Source organism: Streptomyces sp. bgisy130, from assembly GCF_057708345.1.
In genome coordinates this window covers 38129-56256 of record NZ_JBYISA010000024.1, presented here as the reverse complement: position 1 = coordinate 56256, position 18128 = coordinate 38129, and the positions used below count along the sequence as shown (strand labels likewise).

The window sequence follows — 18128 nt, the reverse complement described above, 5'->3', positions numbered from 1 at the left end:
TCAGGCTCCGTTCGCGTGGAGAGCGGCGACCGTCGTGGCCGTCGGGTCCGAGAGGCAGAGTCGCCCGTCACCGGCTGTCCACGCCAGTTTCGTGGGATCGGTTCCCTTCATGCCGGTGTACTTCCAGCGGGGCTTGCCGTTCGAGGGGTCACATGCCCAGACGACCGAGTCCGGACCCATCCGGTACAGGTTTCCGTCGGCGCACAGGAGACGGGCGCCGAAGGACCGGGAGTCCTTGGAGTCGGCGGGGAGCGGTACCTTCCATCGCGTCCGGCCGGTGCCGCTGTCCAGGGCGCCCAGGGAGTAGCCGTGGTCCTTGTCCTGGTAGAGGGCGTAGAGGATCTTGCCGTCCTTGTCGGTGGCGATGCCGTCGCCACGAAGGGACGCCGGGACGACGTCCGGCACCGTCCACAGGCTCTTCCCGGTCGCCGGGTCCAGTGCCGACATCCGGCTGCCGCCGTCGACGAGGACGAAGTGCCGCCCGGCGGCGGCGAGGGTGTGCGGCTCCGCCTGCTTCGACCAGGCGACCTCGCCCTCGGCGTCGAGCGCCCGTACCCGGGTGGTGCCCGCGAACAGGGTGTGGTCACCGCGCTGCGGCAGGGCCGAGAAGATGAGGTCCGCGTTCTCGCCGTATAACCAGGAGGTTTTACGGGAGGCGAGGTCCAGCGCCCAGACGTGGTAGCCCGCGGGGTTCGGGCCGTGGTCCTTGCCGTCCCCCCAGCCGATCAGATACGCCGTGCCGTCCAGGATGCCGCAGAAGCGGAGCACGCCCCGGGTGTGCGGCCGGTCCAGCGTGGCCGTCCAGGCGGCCTTCCCGTTGGCCAGGTCGATCGCGAGTACGGCGCTCCGCATGGCCGTCGATTTCATCGACATCCCGGCCACGTACAGGTGGCCGTCGCCCACGGCGGCGATGACGTTCGGCATCGATCCCTGGACGGAGAAGGTGATGCCGTGGTCGGCGCCGTTCACGGTCCACTTCGTCTTGCCCTCGTCGTCGAGCCCCAGGACGCGCTCAAGGGAGGGGCAGGCCACCACGCCGTGGGACGAGAGCACCTGTGGGCAGGTCGCGGACTGTTTCTCCTTCCAGGCCAGGGTCGCTTCGCGTACGTCGTCGCCGGAGGGGCGGGGGCGGCCGCCCGAGTCGTCGTCGGCCTTTCCGGTGCCGCTCAGGGCCAGTCCGAGCCAGGTGCCCGCGCCGGCGACCGCGAGCGTTCCGCCGGCCACCCCGAGGAGCAGCTTGCGGCGGCTCGTCCAGGGGCGGTCCGCATCGGCAGTGTCGGGGCGGTCCGCGCCGTAGTGGTCGGCGGCCGGGCCGATCGTCTCCGGGCGGCCCGACTCCGGACCGCCCGCCGGGCTGCCGACGGCCGGAGTGACAGGGGTGAACGGGCGGGTCGGCGGGGGTTCGGGCAGCGTCGTCATGACGGCGCGGACGGCGATGATGTCGGCGGCGAGCGCCTCCGGGAGCCAGCCGCCGGACGGGATGGGGTGGCCCTCCCGCTCGACGAACTCGGACACTTGGCGCGGGTTCGGCCGGTCGTCGGGGTCCTTGGCCAGACAGGACGCGATCAGGTCCCGCAGCCCGGCCGGGACCGCGTCGAGAGCGGGTTCGGTGTGCACGATGCGGAAGAGGACGCCCGCGGCCGCGCCCGCGCCGAACAGGCTGTCCCCGCCCGCGGCGAAGGCGATCGCCGAGCCCAGCGAGAACATGTCGCTGGCCGGGGTGAGCGCCTCCCCCACCGCCTGCTCCGGCGACATGTACGGGGCCGAGCCGATGATCGCGCCGGTGGAGGTCAGCGCGGTGCCGTCGACGGCCCGCGCGATGCCGAAGTCGATGACGCGCGGCCCGTCCAGCGCCAGCAGGACGTTCGCCGGTTTCAGGTCCCGGTGGATCAGCCCGGCGTCGTGCACGCTGGCCAGCGCCTCCGCCACTCCGGCGGTCAGCGCCCACAGCGCGCCCTCGGGCAGCGGGCCCCGGGTGCTGACCGCCTGGTCCAGCGAGACGCCGACGACGAAGGCGGTCGCCATCCAGGGGATCCGGTCCCGCGTGTCGGCGTCCACGACCGGCGCCGTGAAGGCCCCGGACACCAGGCGGGCCGCCTCGACCTCGCGCTGGAAGCGGTCCCGGAACGCGTCGTCCCGTGCCAGATCCGGCCGCACCACCTTCACCGCGACCGTGCGGCCCCGGGCCCGGCCGAGGTACACCGCCCCCATCCCGCCGGCACCCAGCCGGCCCAGGAGTGTGTAGGGCCCGATCTGCCGCGGGTCGGCGGCCTCGAGCTGCTTCATCGCATCCCCCTTCAATGAGCCCCCACAGGCTACTGCCGGAGGCGTGGGCAGCCACCCCGGTTCGGATCAACAGATCGGCCCAACATGCGGTGGTGTGGCGGCTGTTGGCGTCGGCGGCGCGTCGGGGCGGCGGTGGCTCGGCGCCGCTCAACGGGATTGACGGACCGGTTCCGCCCCCCCGCCGCCACGCGCCGGGCGCGCCCTCCGGGCAGACTGGCGTTATGCCTGAATTGCCGGAAGTTGAGTCACTGGCCCAGTTCCTCGCCGGCCGTCTGGCCGGCCGGGCCGTCGGCCGGGTGTATCCCGTGGCCGTGCATGCGCTGAAGACCTACGACCCGCCGGTCACCGCGCTCGAAGGGGGTGTGTGCGAGGGGGTGACGCGGCACGGGAAGTTTCTCAATCTTCAAGTCGGGGCGCTGCATCTGGTGCTGCACCTGGCCAGGGCGGGGTGGGTGCGGTGGAACGACGCCTTGCCGGCGGTGCCGCCGCGGCCCGGGAAGGGGCCGCTGGCGCTGCGGGTGCGGCTCGCCGGACCGGATGACGGGGCGGGGTTCGATGTGACGGAGGCAGGGAGTCAGAAGCACCTGGCCGTGTATGTCGTACGGGATCCGCTGGAGGTGCCCGGGGTGGCGCGGCTCGGGCCCGATCCGCTCGGCGAGGGCTTCACCCTGGCCGCCTTCCGTGCGCTGCTGGAGGGCGAGCGGCGGCAGATCAAGGGCGTGCTCCGGGACCAGAGCGTGCTGGCGGGGATCGGGAACGCCTACTCGGACGAGATTTTGCACCTGGCCCGGATGTCGCCGTTCAAACTGGCCGCGTCGCTCTCCGGGGAGGAGGTGGAGCGGCTGTACGCGGCGGTCGGAAGCACGCTCACGGAGGCGGTCGAGCGGTCCCGTGGGCTGGCGCTGAAGGACCTCAAGGCGGAGAAGAAGAGCGGGCTGCGGGTGCACGGGCGGAAGGGGGAGCCCTGCCCGGTCTGCGGGGACACGGTGCGTGAGGTGTCGTTCAGCGATTCGGCGCTCCAGTACTGCCCGACCTGCCAGACGGGCGGCAAGCCCCTGGCGGACCGGCGGTTGTCCCGGCTGCTGAAGTAGCGGGGACGGCCGCCGGCCCGCCCGGGACGGTCAGTCCGCGGACCGGCCGGACGCCAGCAGCTCCCGGAGCTCGGCCACCGCCTCGCGGAGCCGGTCGGCGAAGACCTCCATCGGGCCGGCCACCGCCAGCGGGGTGCTGAGGTACAGGTGGAAGCGGTCCGGCAGCAGGACGTAGGCGACGCCGATACAGCGGCTGCTGGTGGAGCCGAAGCCGAAGTACTGGATGTTCTCGGACGGGGCGGAGCTGGTGCTCAGGTAGTCGTCGCGCATCGTCAGCCAGCCCGGACTCCGGTAGAGGGCGGGCTGCCCGGTCACCCCGAGTTCCGCGCCGCGCCGCCGCTGGATCAGCTCCAGCTCCCACAGGTGCTGCTCGGGGGCCTGGCCGGCCTGGCACTCCTTGGCGCGCGCCACATGCTTCCCGGCGGCGGCACGGAACGCGGCCCGGCGGGTGTCCGGGGAGGCCGCCGGGTCCTCCATCGCGGCGACGAATGCCTGGATCTCCGGGGTGACGACGCGCATCGCCTCGGTCCGGCCGCGCCGCCACTGGCGGGTGGCGATCGACTCGTAGGTGGCGCCGAGGTGTCCCTTGGCCCGCTGATGGGCCAGCTGGTAGGCGAGCTGGACGAAGGCGTCCGGCGAGGCGCCCAGCGCCTTGGCGGTGGTGCTGCCGAAGTCGTCGAAGGAGACGGTGCGGGTGGCGGTGTTCGCGCCGTACTCCGCGAAGGCGCCGGCGGCGGAGCGCACCTGCGCCCGGAGGGTGTCGTCCAGCTCGAAGAGGACCGGCTGCACGGACGGGAGCCCCTGGGAGCGGGCGCCGGACCGGCGGGAGTGTTCTTCGGCCGGGGCGCTGAGCAGGGCGTCGGTGAAGCTGAGGATGGTGGTCCCGTCCAGCTCGCAGTGCTCCACGTTGATGCCCGCCCGGCCGTCGGCGAAGACGATCAGGGAGACCGCCTTGTCGAACCAGCGGTTGCCGCCGTCGCCGTACAGCAGCTGGTCGCAGGCCTCCTGGACGTCCGTGGGGGCGTCGTCCTCCAGGCAGACACAGAACAGCGCGGTCTCGATGTCGTCCAGGGCGTCCGCGTTGAGGGGGTGGGCGCGCAGGGACTCCCGGGCGGCGGCCCATTCGGCGCGCGCCATGGTGGTGAGGTGGCCGGCCGAGGTGCCGGGCGCGGCCGGTTCGGCGCCGGCCTTCTGCACGGCGCGCAGGCCCGCTTCGAGGTCGTCCAGGCTGTGCGGGACCCCGTCCGCGCCGAGCACCTCCATCCGGAAGAGGTTGCCGCGGTGGAAGACCACGATGTGCCGGGCCCCGGACGGACCCGGCCAGGCGTCGGTGTAGGGGCTGCGGACGGTGTCCTGTTCCGCGCCGGGGATCCGGGTGGCGGAGAACAGGAACCGGTTCTGCACCATCGACTGGGGCACGCCCCGCTGCACCACCGGAGGGATGGCCTCCTGGTCGAGCCGGCGCTTGTAGTCGACGGCGCCGGCGATGAGCCCGGCCGCCCGCTCCACCTGGGACTGCGGCTGCCCGGGGTCGGGGTCGCGGAACAGGAAGAAGAAGTTGGCGTTGAGCGCGATCCGGTCCCGGCGGCCCAGATAGCGGTACGGCCAGAAGGTGTCGAGCCAGCTGTGGACGCCCTCCGTGGCGTCGTACTCCTCCAGTGCCGCCTGAAGCACCCGGCCGGGGCCGCCGGGGCGGAGGAACGCGGCCACCTCCGCCTCGGTCGCCGCCAGCTGGTCGGCGGTGAGCAGCGGCGCGCACCAGGCGAGGAACCTCTCGCAGCTCGCTTCCAGCGTGGGCAGCGGCACCCGCGGGAGGCTGTCCTCCTGGGCGAAGGTCGTCATGGCGGCCCTTTCCTGACGGTTATTCAATTCTGCTCTCTCGATTCGGATCGTGGGAACCTGTGCTGTCACTCATCCATGGTCGCGCCGTCACCCACCGTGTCCGTCACCCCATGGCGTGGGGCGCGGGGGAGGTACGCGTACGGCGTGATGTCCGGGCCGTCCGCTAGTCCAGCAGCCGGTCGCCCCGGATGGCCCGGCCCTCGGCCGCGGTGTGGGCGGGCAGGACCCGGCCGAAGAGCTGCCGGGTGCGGGCCACGCTCCCGATGACGCCGGGCCGCTCGCTGTAGGCGAAGATCGCGGAGTGCCGCGCGCTCTCGCCGCGCACCGGACTCACCCGGTGGAGCGAGTAGCGCCCCCGGAACAGCTGGAGGTCGCCGGGATGCAGCGCCAGGCGCCGGACCAGCCGCTCGCCCCGGCCGTCCAGGACGTCCCGGACGTCGTCGAAGCGCTCGTCGTGCGCGGACCGGATGTTCGGGCAGTACTCGAAGACGCCGCCGTCCTGCGCCTGCCGGGTGAGCATGCTGACGGTGAACTCGTTGGTGTCGAAGTGCCAGGGGTGCTCCATGCCCGGGGCGACGACATTGAGCACCAGGCCGGAGAGCGGGTCGGCCAGCTCGTGCAGCCGCGGCAGCCCGAAACAGCGGGCCAGGAAGTCCTGGAACACCGGGTCGGTATAGAGCCGGCTGATGAGGGACTCCGCCGGGATCCGGTCCCGCGGGACGAAGGCGTTGCCCCGCTGGAAGGTCCGTCGGCCGGGGTGGCCGGCCGGCAGGTCCGCGTCCACGGCGATGTTGTAGACGTTGACCGTCTCGACGTCGTAGTGCGCCTGGGGGGCGATGGCGGCGCACTCCTGCTCCAGCGCGGTGCGGAGCGCCGGGCGGACGAAGTCCGGCAGCACGGTGCAGCCGAGCGTCCGGAGTTCGTGCCGGGCCCGGGAGATCACGGCCCGGCCCCCGGCACTGTCGGGTTCCGGCAGGGGGTACCGGGCGGTGTCGACCACCTGGTCGAGCGTGAGGGCTTGCGCAGTGCTCATTCGATCCTCTCCACATACGGGCAGACCGTCGTGAGCCGGAGTCCGCCCGCGGCCCCGCGGTCCCGCCGGGAACGCCCCCTCCGGGCCGTCCCCGCGGTCCGCGTGCCGTCGGGTCCGCGCCCCGGCTCTCCGGCAACTCCTCTTGCAGCAACTCCACCGAGGAGCAGCACAGTTGAAGCTCCCACAGCGTCGCCGGGTTGTCTGTGACACGTCGCACTGCGCGACCCGGCAACTGCGCGCCGTGCGGTGCGGGCCGGGCGCCCCGGCGGGCGGCGGAGTCGTCTGCGTCACGTTTTTTGCAACTTGTTGCATAACTCGCCGAGGCTGGTCTACAACTACTGCCACGACCACCGCGCCTGGAGGCCCCCATGAGCCAGTACCCCCACCTGATGAGCCCCCTCGACCTCGGGTTCACCACCCTGCCCAACCGGGTGCTGATGGGGTCGATGCACATCGGGCTGGAGGAGGCCGAGAACGGCTTCGAGCGGATGGCCGCCTTCTACGCAGCCCGCGCACGCGGCGGCGTCGGCCTGATGGTGACCGGCGGTATCGCCCCGAACGACGCGGGCCGGCCGTACGAGGGCGGGGCCAAGCTCACCACCGAGGCGGAGGCCGCGCAGCACCGGACCGTGACCGAGGCGGTGCACGCCGCGGGCGGGCGGATCGCGATGCAGATCCTGCACTTCGGGCGGTACGCCTACCACCCCGACCTGGTCGCGCCGAGCGCGCTCCAGGCACCCATCAGCCCCTTCGTGCCCAACGCGCTCACCGACGACGAGGTCGAGCAGACCATCGAGGACTACGTGCGGGCGGCGGAGCTGGCCAAGTCCGCCGGGTACGACGGCGTCGAGATCATGGGCTCCGAGGGCTATCTGATCAATGAGTTCATCGTCGGCGCGACGAACCGGCGCACGGACCGGTGGGGCGGCTCGTACGAGAACCGGATGCGCTTCCCGCTGGAGATCGTCCGCCGCACCCGGGAGCGGGTCGGCACCGACTTCATCCTGATCTACCGGCTCTCCATGCTGGACCTCGTCCCGGGCGGTTCCACCCTGGAGGAGGTGGTCACCCTCGCCCAGGAGATCGAGGCGGCGGGGGCCACCCTCATCAACACCGGTATCGGCTGGCACGAGGCCCGTATCCCCACCATCGTGACCTCGGTGCCGCGCGGCGCCTACACCTGGGTGACGAAGCGGCTGATGGGCTCGGTGAACATCCCGCTGGTGACCAGCAACCGCATCAACACCCCTGAGGTCGCCGAGGAGTTGCTCGCCGACGGTCGCGCCGACATGGTGTCGCTGGCCCGGCCCTTCCTCGCCGACCCGGACTTCGTCGCCAAGGCGCGGGACGGCCGGGCCGAGGCGATCAACACCTGCATCGGGTGCAACCAGGCGTGCCTCGACCACACCTTCAGCGGGAAGATCACGTCCTGTCTGGTCAACCCGCGGGCGTGCCACGAGACCGAGCTGGTGCTCTCCCCCACCCGGCGGCGCAAGCGGCTCGCCGTGGTCGGCGCCGGGCCGGCCGGACTCGCCTGCGCCGTCTCCGCGGCCGAGCGCGGCCATCAGGTCACCCTCTTCGACGCCGCGGCCGAGATCGGCGGGCAGCTGAACATCGCCAAGCGGATACCGGGCAAGGAGGAGTTCGAGGAGACCCTGCGCTACTTCCGCCACCAGCTCGACACCCACGGCGTGGACGTACGGCTGAACTCCCCGGTCACGGCCGCGGACCTCGGGGCGTACGACGAGGTCGTGGTCGCCACCGGCGTCACCCCGCGCACCCCGGAGATCGAGGGCATCGACCACCCCAGCGTCGTCAGCTACCTCGATGTGCTGCGGGACGGGGCGCCGGTCGGCGAACGCGTGGCGATCATCGGGGCGGGCGGCATCGGCTTCGACGTCGCGGAGTTCCTCACCGACGCCGGCGACGCGGCGAGCCAGGACCCGGAGGTCTACTTCCGCGCCTGGGGCGTCGACACCGGCTACGGCGACCGGGGCGGGCTGCGCGCCCCCGAGCGCCCCAAGGCGCCGCGGCAGGTGCATCTGCTCCAGCGCAAGACGTCGAAGGTCGGCGCCGGACTCGGCAAGACCACCGGCTGGATCCACCGTGCGGAGCTGCGGCACCGGGGCGTGACCAGCGTCGCCGGGGCGGCGTACGAGCGGATCGACGACGAGGGCCTGCACCTCACGGTCGACGGCACGGCCACCACGCTCCCGGTGGACACCATCGTGCTGTGCACCGGGCAGGAGCCGCGCCGGGACCTGTACGAGGAGCTGCGGGCCGAGGGGCGCTCGGTGCATCTCATCGGCGGTGCGGACGTCGCCGCCGAGCTGGACGCCAAGCGCGCCATCCAGCAGGGCACGGAGCTCGCGGCGGCCCTGTGAGCTGCGGCGGCGGCCGGGGCACGGCGGGCTGCGCGGGCCCGCCGCGGCCGGCCGCCGCGACCTAGGATTCCCCCATGTCACTCCCGCACGCGATCCTCACCGCCCTGCTAGAGAAGCCGTCGTCGGGGCTGGCGCTGACCCGTAGGTTCGACCGGTCGATCGGCTACTTCTGGTCGGCCACCCATCAGCAGATCTATCGCGAGCTGGGCAAGCTGGAGCAGGCCGGGTTCATCCGGGCGCTGCCGAGCGAGCAGCCGTCGCGGGGGCAGAAGAAGGAGTTCGAGGTGCTGCCCGCGGGCCGGGCCGAGCTGACCCGCTGGGCCTCCGGCGAGCAGGAGTCCAAGCCCATCCGGGACGCGCTGCTGCTGCGGCTGCGGGCCTCGGCGGTGGTGGGCCGGGCCGGGCTCGATGCGGAGCTGCGGCGCCATCTGATGCTGCACCGGCGGCAGTTGGCGGAGTACCAGGAGATCGAGGACCGCGACTTCGGGGCGGCGGCGGACCCGGAGGACCGGTTGCGGCGGCTGGTGCTGCGGGCCGGGATCGGGCTGGAGACCTTCTGGGTGGAGTGGCTGGCGGAGGCGCTGGCCGAGGTGACGGACCTGGACGCGGCGACGGCCCCGGGGGACGGCGCGGACGGATGAGCCGCACCCGCGGACCCGCCGGGGAAGCATGGGGCGGCCGGCCCCGGGGGAAGTCCCGGGACCGGCCGCCCTGTTGATGCGCCGGGAGCCGTCAGCAGTTGTCGTAGATCAGGGCGCGCACCAGACGGCAGGTCGTGTCGGACGGGGCGTGCACCCCTATCTCGGCCGCGGTGCTGCGGATCTTGCGGTTGTGGGCCTGCTCGGGGCGGTAGACGCCGGTGTCGAGCAGGGCGATGGCCAGCCGCATGGCCTTCAGGCGGCGGTTGTGCGATTCATACCGCTCGCGCGGCCATCCGGCGGGCAGCGGCTTCTTGGGCAGTGGGTGGGCCGGGAGAGGCTTCGTCATGAGTGTGGCAGCGGCCATCGGCGACCTCCTGGAGCGTTGGGAAAACCCTCACTGACTGGTTCCCATTCTACTGGCCACCACTGACAAAAGCCCCTGGCCAGAGGGGATTTGACGGCCCGGAAACGGCCCCGCGGACGGCTCTGCGGACGGCCCCGCGGACGGCTCCTCGGACCGCTCTGCGGACGCCCCCGGGTCAGGCCGCGGCGGCCCGTGCGCGCAGCCGCGCTTTGTCCGGCTTGCCGACGGGCGTGAGGGGGATGGCGTCGACGGGATGGACCGCGGCCGGGGCGTACAGGGCCCCCTGGCGCTCGGTGACGAAGGCCCGCAGGGCGGCGGGGTCCACCCGGTGGCCCGGAGCCGGGACGACCGCGGCATGCACCTCCTCGGTCTCGTCCGGCCCGCGCACCCCGTAGACCGCGCAGTGGGCGACCGCCGGGTGGGTGTGCAGCAGATCCTCGACCTCCGCCGGGTGGACATGGCCGCCGACGACGATGATCAGGTCCTTGACCCGGTCGACGAGGTAGAGCCGGCCGTCGTCGTCCAGGATGCCGACGTCGCCGGTGCGCAGCCAGCCGTCCCCGGGCAGCACCTGCGCGGTCAGCTCCGGCTGCTTCCAGTAGCCGGTCATCACACCGGCGGAGCGTACGTGGACCTCGCCCCGCTCCCCCGCCGGCAGCTCCCGCCCGTCCGCGTCACGGATGGCGAGCATGACGCCGGGCAGCGCGCGCCCGGCGGTGATCCGGCCGCCGGGCCCGGTGGCGCGGTGGTCCTCCGGACGGGCCTCGGTGATCGTCATCGCCTCGGACATGCCGTACACCCCGTACAGCACCGGCCCGAAGACCTCGGCGGCCCGCGCCAGCCGGGAGGGCGAGGCCGCGCAGCCGCCGTAGGTGATGCGGGTGAGGGAGCTGAGGTCGGTGTCAGGCAGCGCGGGGTCGTCGAGCAGACGGTAGAGGAGCGGGGGCAGCAGCCAGAGGTGGGTGATGCGGTGGCGGGCGACGGCGGCGAGGACGGCCGTGGGGTCGAAGGCGTGGTGCAGGACGACGGTGCCGCCGGCCGCGAGGGTGGCATCGGCGAGGACGCCCGCGAGATGGGCGAGCGGGGTGCAGGCGAGGAAGCGGGGCGGGTCCCCGGCGCCCTCCATGCGGTGGTGCCGGAGCATCACGGCGTACGGGGCGTGCGGCATCCGCACTCCCTTGGGGATGCCGGTCGTGCCGCCGGTGTGCCGGATGCACCAGTCGTCCTCGGGCCGGACGGCGCCGCCCGGCACCTCGGGCGTGGCGGGGAGGGCGGCGCAGGCGGCCAGCAGGTCGGGGACCGGGCCGGCGGCCGCGGGCACCGGCCCCAGGGTCAGCACGTCGGGCGCGGGGCCGCGGGTGTGCTGGAGCAGCGCCCGTGCGGTGCCGTACAGGGCCGGGTCGACCAGGAGCAGGGCGGTCTCCGCGCTCTCGGCGATCCGGGCCAGGGTCTCGGCGGCCATCCCGTCGTAGAGGAAGACCACGCGGGCGCCGAGGAGATTGGCGGCGTAGCGGGCGGCGAGCACCTCGGGGCGGTTGCCGCTGAGGAGGCTGACGGTCCGTCCGTGGCCGATGCCGCGGCCGGCCAGCACCGCCGCCATCCGGTGCACGGTGTCGTACAGGGCACCGGCGGTGACCTCGTCGCCGTCGGCCGTGGTCAGGACGGGCCGGGACCGGTCGTGGGCGAGGGCGGCGAGCAGCACTTCGGTATAGCTGGTGAAACCGGTGGCGGGCGTCATGGCGTGGGGCTCCCTGGGCCGGGCGGACAGCTGACGGCCCTGACGCTACGGACCGCCGCTGATGCCCTCCACGACCAATTTCGCCATGTGGTCATGCCTCCAGAGGCATCAGCGGGCTCAGCGTCTCCTCGGCCGCCGCCAGGATTTCGGTGACCCGGAGGCCGAAGTGGACATCGCAGGCGTTCGGCAGACCGGTCGCGGCGGCCGCGAGCAGGGCGTCGACGGCGCGGTGGTAGGCCGGTTCCGGGCCGTCCAGGCGGCGCGGCAGGGTGGTGATCCCGGCAGTGCCGCGGAGGGTGATCTCGACGCCGGCGGCCGCGGCGGGGGCGGCCAGGCCGACCGTCGCCGTACTGGCCGCCCCGCTGCTGTGACGCATCGTCAGCAGCACCGTGTCGGCCGGCCCCCGGGTGGCGGTGACCGCTTCCGCGTCCCCGAGGACCGGCAGCAGCACCGACAGCGCGTGCGGGCCGACGTCCCACAGCCCGCCCTTCGCCCGGCGCCAGGGCGAGGCGGCGTACGGGCTGGAGCTGTCCTCGGCGAAGACCGAGCCGAGCCAGTCGGCGTGCGCGGTGAACCAGCCGCCGGCCGCGGCCTGGGCCGCGATCCACTCCCCCTCCTGCTCCCCGAAGCGCGCGGTGAAGAAGACCACCGAGGCGACCCCCGCGCGGTCGGCGGCCGCGGCCGGCGCACGGGCCTCGGGCACGGAGGTGGCGACCGGCTTGTCCAGGAGGAGGTGACGGCCGGCCTCGGCGGCGCGGACCGCCAGCGGGGCCTGGACGGACGGCGGCAGCGCGATCGCGACGGCGTCGCAGGCCGCGAACAGCTCGTCGGGCCCGTCGTACGGGCGGGTGTGGTGGACCTGGGCCAGCGCCGCGGCGGCCTCCGGCCGGCGCCCCCAGATGCCGGTGAGCTCGACGCCGGGGTGCGCGGCCAGGGCGGGGGCGTGGACCCTCCGCGCCCAGGGGCCGGTGCCGAGGAGTCCGATGCGCAGGGTCGTCATGGGGCCAGTGTCTCGCGGGGTGCGGGGCGGGAGGCCGATTTCGCGGCCCGTGCCGTGGGGTCCGGGGCCGGTCCGGTGATGCGGGCCGGCCGGGGTCCGAGGGGCGGCCGACGTGGCGTCCGCCTGAGGTCTCCGTCACATCGGAATAGCGAGAAGACAGGCGTAGCAAGGCAGCAATCCCAGGCTTCCGGCGAAGAAAACCTTGGAAAAGCCGGGATGTCCGGCTAGGTAACCTGCGGTTCACAAACGAGCAACGGACGAGAAATGGCGCGTTGCGAGAGTGCTCCGGTACGCCCGCACCGTACCCGCACCGACCGTGAAGAGGACCCCGTGACCATCAAGGCCGAGTACATCTGGATCGACGGCACCCAGCCGACCGCCCAGCTCCGCTCCAAGACCAAGATCCTGACCGACGGCAGCAAGCTGCCCCGGTGGGGCTTCGACGGGTCCAGCACCAACCAGGCCGAGGGCCACGCGTCGGACCTCGTACTGGAGCCGGTCTTCAGCTGCCCGGACCCGATCCGCGGCGGCGACCACCTGCTGGTGCTGTGCGAAGTGCTGCACACCGACCTCACCCCGCACCCCTCCAACACCCGTGCCCTGCTGCGCCCGGTCGCGGAGAAGTTCGCCGACCAGGAAGCCATCTTCGGCATCGAGCAGGAGTACACCTTCCTCAAGGGCGACCGCCCGCTCGGCTTCCCCGAGGGCGGCGGCTACCCGGCCCCCCAGGGCGACTACTACTGCGGGGTGGGCGCGGACGCGATCTTCGGCCGGGAGATCGTCGAGAAGCACCTGGACCTGTGCCTGGCGGCGGGGCTGGGCCTGTCCGGCATCAACGCCGAGGTCATGCCCGGTCAGTGGGAGTTCCAGGTGGGCGCGCTGCCCGCGCTGGAGGTCTCGGACCACATGTGGGTGGCGCGCTGGCTGCTGCACCGCGTCGCGGAGGACTACGGCGTGACCGCCTCGCTGGAGGCCAAGCCGGCCAAGGGCGACTGGAACGGCGCGGGCGCGCACACCAACTTCTCCACCCGGGCGATGCGCGAGGGCTACGACGCGATCATCACCGCCTGTGAAGCGCTGGGCCAGGGCGACAAGCCGCTGGAGCACGTCCGCCAGTACGGCACCGGCATCGAGGACCGTCTGACGGGGGCGCACGAGACCGCCCCGTGGGACGCGTACTCCTACGGCGCCTCGGACCGCGGTGCCTCGGTGCGCATCCCCTGGCAGGTCGAGGTCGAGAAGAAGGGCTACATCGAGGACCGGCGGCCGAACGCCAACGTCGACCCGTACGTGGTCACCCGGCTGATGGTGGACACCTGCTGCACCGAGCTGGCGCGGCGCATGCAGGTCTGACGCCTCCGAGGGGCGGGTGAGCGGGGCCGGACCGGACGGGGTCCGGCCCCTCCGCATGTCCGGGGCGGCGGCGGCCCGTTGCCGCCTTGCGCGACAGGTCCGGACCGTTCGTCAGTGGCTGCTGGCACGCTGTGGGCATGCTGACGATCAACGCCGGGACCGGACCGGCCCGGACCGGACCCCGCCGGCCCGAGATGCTGACCCGCCTCCGGCGCACCGCCGTGCCCTGGGCCACGCCGCTGTATATCGGCGGCGTACAGCTCGGTGCCCACGCCACCGCCCGGCTGCCCGCCCGGCGGCGCACGGAGCTGCTGCGCGCGCACTCCACCAATGTCGCCAACCTGCGGGCCGGGCGCTGGCGGACGCTGGTCACCAGCGCGGCGTTCGTCGAACATCCGCTGCCGCTGCCGTACGGCGCCGCGCTGCTCGCCGCCCTCGGTACGGCCGAGGCGCGCTGGGGCACCGGGCGGGCGGCGGGGGTGTTCATGGCCGGTCACATCGGGGCCAGCCTGCTGGTCTACGCGGGCCTGCGGGCACAGGAGCACGGCCGTCCCGCCCACGGGCCCACGGGGGACACCCCGCCGGACCCCACGACACAGGCCATCGACGTCGGAGCCAGCTACGGCTTCAACGCCACGGTGGGCGCCCTCGCCGCCACCGTCCCGCACCGCGGCATCCGGGCGGCGGCCACCGGCGGACTACTGGCGCTGGCGACCGCTCCCGTGCTGCGCCGGAGCCGCACGTTCACCGACGCCGGGCATCTGGCGGCCCTGGCGCTCGGGGTGGCGATGGGGGCGGGGATGCGCGGCGGAATCCCGTCACCGGGCGCTCCGCACCGGGGACAGATCACCGACCGTCTGGTTCAATAGGGCCATGGCCAGCCTCACCGACACCGCGACAGGTCGCAGCGACCTGGAGCCGTTCTGGCCGTCCCGGCAGGCGCACGCCTTCGACCGTCTGTGTTGCCGCGCGCACTGAGCGCGGGCCCGCACACGCCTCTCCGACGCCGCTGACCGGCGTCCACCGCCCTGCCCGCGCGCATGACGTCCCCGACGCCCCGCTGCGCGAAAGAGCTGACTCCTGATGACGAACCTCCGTACCCTGACCGCCGGTTCCGCGACCGCTCCGCTTCCCGCCGCCTCCGCGGCGCACGCCCACCGTCACCGGCTGCGCGCCGTGACCCCCGACGAGGCCCATCCGCCCGCCACCGCCCCCGCCGACGGGGCTCCGCACCCCAGCGCCGTGTCGGTCGCCGAGCTGCTGAACTCCGGCGCGACCTGGCTGCCGGCGCCCCAGCACAGCCTGCCCGCGCTGCCCGGCCGCCCGCCGATGGTCGGCTATCTCGTCCTCGTACCGGCCGAACAGGCCGCCGCCACCGCCGCACCGCCGGCCGCCGCGCCCGAGGCGCCCGAGGCGCCCGAGGCGACCGGTGACGCGAGCGTGTGGATCGACCCCGAACGGCGCACCGCACAGGTCCAGGGCCGGCCGCTGGACCTTACCTACCTCGAATTCGAGCTGCTGGCCCATCTGGTGGCGCATCCGCACCGGGTGCACACCCGCGACCAGCTGGTGACCACGGTGTGGGGCTACGGGCACGTCGGCGACGGCCGCACCGTCGATGTCCATGTCGCCCGGCTGCGCCGCAAGCTGGGCGCCGCGCACCGGTCGTCGATCGTGACGGTGCGGCGGGTCGGCTACAAGTACGTGCCGAGCATCTGAGGCCGGGTCAGACGCCCTCCTGTCGCAGGCCCGGCCGGGCGGGGATCCGCTCCCCCTCCCGGCCGGGTGCCGCGCCCGCGCCGGGACCGCCCGGCTGCGGCTCGTCCCGGTCCGCCGGGCCGCCCCACCGGTGCCAGCAGGCCACGCCGACCGCCGCCACCAGCCCGCTGCCGGAGACCAGCAGCACGCCCTTGGCCGGGGAGTCGGTGAGCGCCGCACCGCCCAGCCCGCCGAGCGCCGCGCTGGACACCGCCCAGAGGCCCGCGCCCACCGCGTCCAGCGCCACGAAGCGGCGCAGCGGGAAGCGGACGCTCCCGGTGGACAGGGCGGCGATCACCCGGCCACCGGGCAGGAAGCGGCCGGCGATGATGAGCAGCGCGGCGTGCCGTTCGACCCGGTCGCGGGCCCGCAGGTGCCGGGCCCGGCCGCGCTCACCGCGCAGCAGGCGGGCGCTCGCGCGCGGGCCCGCGTACCGTCCCACGGCGTAGCCCAGACAGTCCCCCGCCAGCGCCCCGGCCGTCGCGACGCCCGCCAGCAGGGCGAGCAGCGCCGGGTCGGGGCCGATGAGCACGGCGACCAGGACGACCGTGGTCTCGCTCGGCATGAACGGCAGCAGCGCGTCCAGGCCGGACACCAGGAACACGACCAGCCACAGCCAGGGCGAGCCCAGCATGCCCTGAAGGGCCGCGGTGAGCTGGTCCAGCTGCTCAAACATGGGCCGGGGTGTCCCGCGGCGGGGCATGCGGCACCGGAACGGCGGGCCGGAGGGACCCGGCCGGCCGGGCCGCGCCGCCCGTCGCCGCCGTCACCGGGCGCCCGCCCAGCGCGGCCCGGGCCGCCCGCGCCGCCAGCTCCCGCCGGTCCAGGCCCGCGTCGAGCGGCCACAGCACCGGATGCGCGGTGACACCTACGGTCAGGGCCCGGGCGGCGAGCACCCGGCGCAGCGAGCCCGCGAAGGTGTCCTCCCCGCAGAACGCGGCGACCGTGCTGGGCAGACCCTGCTGGCGGTAGTCCAGCGTCACCGGACGGACCGGCGCGCCCGCGTCGATGGCGGCCTGGAAGGTGGCCCGGCGGAAGGTGCCCGCCTCGGCGGTGCACCAGGTGGTGGCCTGCGGGAAGACCGCCACCGACCGTCCGGCGGCGAGCAGTTCGGACACCTCCCGCACGGTGTGCGGCAGCCGGCGGGGGTGGGTGCGGTCGATGAAGTGCGTACCGGCCCGGCGGGCCAGGCCGCCGACCACCGGCCAGCCGCCGACCTCGCGCTTGGCGAGCAGGGTGACCGGTTCGACGGCGAGCAGGGCGAGGATGTCGAGCCAGGAGATGTGGTTGACGACGACGAGGGTGCCGGTGCCGCCCCCGGCGGCGAGCGGGGCCACGCCGTCGACCCGGATGTCCAGCGCGTCGAGCAGCCCGCGGGCGTGGGTCCGCAGCCGGCCCGGCTCGGCCATCCGCTCGCCGTCGGTCAGCGCCCGCCGCACGGTGCGGGCGAACGCGGCGCCGCGCCGGGCGATCCGGGTCGCCGGTACCCGTGGCAGGGCGTGCGCGGCGCAGTCCGGGGTGCAGTCGGAGTGGACGTCCCAGGGGCCGTTCACCGTTCCCCCAGGAAGTAGCGCCGGTAGCGGTCGCCCAGCCGCTCCATGTCCAGGACGACGAAGAAGTCGGCGACCTCGAACTCGGGGTCGTGGGCGGGCGCGCCGCAGATGACGGCGCCGATGCGCAGATAGCCGCGGAGCAGCGGCGGCAGCTGGGCGAGGGCGGGGCGCTCGGGGACGGGGAGGGTGGTGTGCCAGGGGTGGTGCGGGGTGACCTGGAGCTCGGGCGGTGCGGCGTAGCGGGTCCGGCCCAGCTCCCAGGCGTGGGCGGCGGCGGTGCCGCCGTCGGCGAGCGGGACGGAGGCGCAGCCGGCGAGGTAGCGGTGGCCGGAGAGCAGGGTGTAGCGGGCGAGGGCGGCCCACATCTGGGTCATGACCGCGCCGTTGCGGTGGTCGGGGTGCACACAGGAGCGGCCGGCCTCGATGAGGGAGGAGCGCAGGTCGGCCAGCGCGCCGAGGTCGAACTCGCCGTCGGAGTACAGCCGCGGGCTGCGGCCGGGCGGCAGCAGCCGGTAGGTGCCGACGACCTCGCCGGTGGCGTCGTGGGTGACGATGAGGTGGTCGGTGAGGTCGTCGACGGCGTCGATGTCATGGCCGGCCAGCGGGGAGTGCAGGGTCGCGCCCATCTCCTCGGCGAAGACCTGGTAGCGCAGGCGTTGTGCGGCACGGATCTGTGCGCGGGTGTCGGCGATCTCCGCGGTGTAGCCGGGCTCGGCGGGGGCGGCCGCCGGTGCGGGAGCGGGAGCGGTGCGGGGGACGGCGGCGGACGCGGCCGGTGCCATGCTCATGAGAGCTCTCCTTGGGGAGGGGGGAGGCTGGTGAGTCGGCGGGTGGTGGGGACAGCGGGGCCGGTGGGGCCGTGCGAGGCGGACGGTGCGCCGCTCCGCGGTGGTGCCGGGTACGCCCCGGCCGGGGCATAACCCCATGACCTGGCCCTTCTCTACGCGGAAGACTGTTCCCGGGTCCGACGGCCGGGCGCGTGAAGCCCAGGGAGCGAACGGGTGAGGGTCCGCAGAACACTGGTCGCCGCGACCCGGGGCCCGGGGCTCGGGCCGGACGTGGAGCCGGGGTCTCGGTCACGCGGT

General features: G+C 74.1%; 15 protein-coding genes. 6 read left to right on the top strand and 9 right to left on the bottom strand.

Annotated features, from left to right (window positions below):
- A complete protein-coding gene (locus AC3EUV_RS26615) occupies positions 1-2286 on the bottom strand; it encodes a protein kinase domain-containing protein (protein ID WP_432146532.1) in 2286 nt (761 codons plus the stop codon).
- Between the two features lie 221 nt (positions 2287-2507).
- Here AC3EUV_RS26615 and AC3EUV_RS26610 point away from each other — a divergent pair, with 221 nt between their 5' ends.
- Positions 2508-3377 carry an Fpg/Nei family DNA glycosylase gene (locus AC3EUV_RS26610; RefSeq protein ID WP_432146533.1) on the top strand — a complete coding sequence of 290 codons (870 nt, stop codon included), beginning with the start codon at positions 2508-2510 and terminating at the stop codon, positions 3375-3377.
- Between the two features lie 30 nt (positions 3378-3407).
- On the opposite strand, the gene AC3EUV_RS26605 is transcribed toward AC3EUV_RS26610, so the two are convergent.
- A complete protein-coding gene (locus AC3EUV_RS26605) occupies positions 3408-5219 on the bottom strand; it encodes a choline/carnitine O-acyltransferase (protein WP_435604043.1) in 1812 nt (603 codons plus the stop codon).
- A 163-nt stretch (positions 5220-5382) separates the two neighbouring features.
- Positions 5383-6252, bottom strand: a complete 870-nt coding sequence (locus AC3EUV_RS26600; protein WP_432146535.1) for a HalD/BesD family halogenase — start codon at positions 6250-6252, stop codon at positions 5383-5385.
- Positions 6253-6620: 368 nt separating this feature from the next.
- Here AC3EUV_RS26600 and AC3EUV_RS26595 point away from each other — a divergent pair, with 368 nt between their 5' ends.
- Positions 6621-8636: an oxidoreductase gene (locus tag AC3EUV_RS26595; protein ID WP_435604042.1), complete on the top strand. Its 2016-nt coding sequence runs from the start codon at positions 6621-6623 to the stop codon at positions 8634-8636.
- 74 nt (positions 8637-8710) lie between these two features.
- Complete coding sequence (locus AC3EUV_RS26590) at positions 8711-9277, top strand: PadR family transcriptional regulator (protein ID WP_435604041.1); 567 nt, start codon at positions 8711-8713, stop codon at positions 9275-9277.
- A 91-nt stretch (positions 9278-9368) separates the two neighbouring features.
- On the opposite strand, the gene AC3EUV_RS26585 is transcribed toward AC3EUV_RS26590, so the two are convergent.
- The 3 genes from AC3EUV_RS26585 to AC3EUV_RS26575 all read right to left on the bottom strand — a co-directional run bounded on the left by AC3EUV_RS26585 (position 9369) and on the right by AC3EUV_RS26575 (position 12379).
- Positions 9369-9641, bottom strand: coding sequence for a hypothetical protein (locus AC3EUV_RS26585; protein WP_018090148.1), 273 nt, complete (start codon positions 9639-9641; stop codon positions 9369-9371).
- A 175-nt stretch (positions 9642-9816) separates the two neighbouring features.
- Complete coding sequence (locus AC3EUV_RS26580) at positions 9817-11379, bottom strand: AMP-binding protein (RefSeq protein WP_435604040.1); 1563 nt, start codon at positions 11377-11379, stop codon at positions 9817-9819.
- A 91-nt stretch (positions 11380-11470) separates the two neighbouring features.
- Positions 11471-12379, bottom strand: a complete 909-nt coding sequence (locus AC3EUV_RS26575; RefSeq protein ID WP_435604039.1) for a Gfo/Idh/MocA family protein — start codon at positions 12377-12379, stop codon at positions 11471-11473.
- Between the two features lie 330 nt (positions 12380-12709).
- On the opposite strand from AC3EUV_RS26575, the gene glnII reads away from it, so the two are divergent.
- The 3 genes from glnII to AC3EUV_RS26560 all read left to right on the top strand — a co-directional run bounded on the left by glnII (position 12710) and on the right by AC3EUV_RS26560 (position 15451).
- Positions 12710-13732 (top strand): glutamine synthetase, encoded by a 1023-nt coding sequence (gene glnII / locus AC3EUV_RS26570; protein WP_435604038.1) that lies wholly within the window; start codon positions 12710-12712, stop codon positions 13730-13732.
- Positions 13733-13869: 137 nt separating this feature from the next.
- A complete protein-coding gene (locus AC3EUV_RS26565) occupies positions 13870-14601 on the top strand; it encodes a rhomboid-like protein (protein WP_435604037.1) in 732 nt (243 codons plus the stop codon).
- 214 nt (positions 14602-14815) lie between these two features.
- A complete protein-coding gene (locus AC3EUV_RS26560) occupies positions 14816-15451 on the top strand; it encodes a winged helix-turn-helix domain-containing protein (RefSeq protein WP_435604036.1) in 636 nt (211 codons plus the stop codon).
- A gap of 7 nt (positions 15452-15458) precedes the next feature.
- On the opposite strand, the gene AC3EUV_RS26555 is transcribed toward AC3EUV_RS26560, so the two are convergent.
- Genes AC3EUV_RS26555 through AC3EUV_RS26545 form a run of 3 tightly spaced genes read right to left on the bottom strand, consistent with a single transcriptional unit; the run spans position 15459 to position 17831 of the window.
- Complete coding sequence (locus AC3EUV_RS26555) at positions 15459-16166, bottom strand: DedA family protein (RefSeq protein ID WP_432146616.1); 708 nt, start codon at positions 16164-16166, stop codon at positions 15459-15461.
- Positions 16159-17043, bottom strand: a complete 885-nt coding sequence (locus AC3EUV_RS26550) for a lysophospholipid acyltransferase family protein (protein ID WP_435604035.1) — start codon at positions 17041-17043, stop codon at positions 16159-16161. The genes AC3EUV_RS26555 and AC3EUV_RS26550 overlap by 8 nt, the downstream gene beginning before the upstream one ends.
- On the bottom strand, positions 17040-17831 hold the full coding sequence (locus AC3EUV_RS26545) for a GNAT family N-acetyltransferase (RefSeq protein WP_432146618.1): 792 nt from the start codon (positions 17829-17831) through the stop codon (positions 17040-17042). The genes AC3EUV_RS26550 and AC3EUV_RS26545 overlap by 4 nt, the downstream gene beginning before the upstream one ends.
- Positions 17832-18128: the final 297 nt, after the last annotated feature.

What these genes read in the sequence shown, in the direction of transcription:
- AC3EUV_RS26615 (WP_432146532.1), bottom strand. Translation starts at nt 2,286, where the DNA reads ATGAAGCAGCTCGAGGCCGCCGACCCGCGGCAGATCGGGCCCTACACA.
- AC3EUV_RS26610 (WP_432146533.1), top strand. Translation starts at nt 2,508, where the DNA reads ATGCCTGAATTGCCGGAAGTTGAGTCACTGGCCCAGTTCCTCGCCGGC.
- AC3EUV_RS26605 (WP_435604043.1), bottom strand. Translation starts at nt 5,219, where the DNA reads ATGACGACCTTCGCCCAGGAGGACAGCCTCCCGCGGGTGCCGCTGCCC.
- AC3EUV_RS26600 (WP_432146535.1), bottom strand. Translation starts at nt 6,252, where the DNA reads ATGAGCACTGCGCAAGCCCTCACGCTCGACCAGGTGGTCGACACCGCC.
- AC3EUV_RS26595 (WP_435604042.1), top strand. Translation starts at nt 6,621, where the DNA reads ATGAGCCAGTACCCCCACCTGATGAGCCCCCTCGACCTCGGGTTCACC.
- AC3EUV_RS26590 (WP_435604041.1), top strand. Translation starts at nt 8,711, where the DNA reads ATGTCACTCCCGCACGCGATCCTCACCGCCCTGCTAGAGAAGCCGTCG.
- AC3EUV_RS26585 (WP_018090148.1), bottom strand. Translation starts at nt 9,641, where the DNA reads ATGGCCGCTGCCACACTCATGACGAAGCCTCTCCCGGCCCACCCACTG.
- AC3EUV_RS26580 (WP_435604040.1), bottom strand. Translation starts at nt 11,379, where the DNA reads ATGACGCCCGCCACCGGTTTCACCAGCTATACCGAAGTGCTGCTCGCC.
- AC3EUV_RS26575 (WP_435604039.1), bottom strand. Translation starts at nt 12,379, where the DNA reads ATGACGACCCTGCGCATCGGACTCCTCGGCACCGGCCCCTGGGCGCGG.
- AC3EUV_RS26565 (WP_435604037.1), top strand. Translation starts at nt 13,870, where the DNA reads ATGCTGACGATCAACGCCGGGACCGGACCGGCCCGGACCGGACCCCGC.
- AC3EUV_RS26560 (WP_435604036.1), top strand. Translation starts at nt 14,816, where the DNA reads ATGACGAACCTCCGTACCCTGACCGCCGGTTCCGCGACCGCTCCGCTT.
- AC3EUV_RS26555 (WP_432146616.1), bottom strand. Translation starts at nt 16,166, where the DNA reads ATGTTTGAGCAGCTGGACCAGCTCACCGCGGCCCTTCAGGGCATGCTG.
- AC3EUV_RS26545 (WP_432146618.1), bottom strand. Translation starts at nt 17,831, where the DNA reads ATGAGCATGGCACCGGCCGCGTCCGCCGCCGTCCCCCGCACCGCTCCC.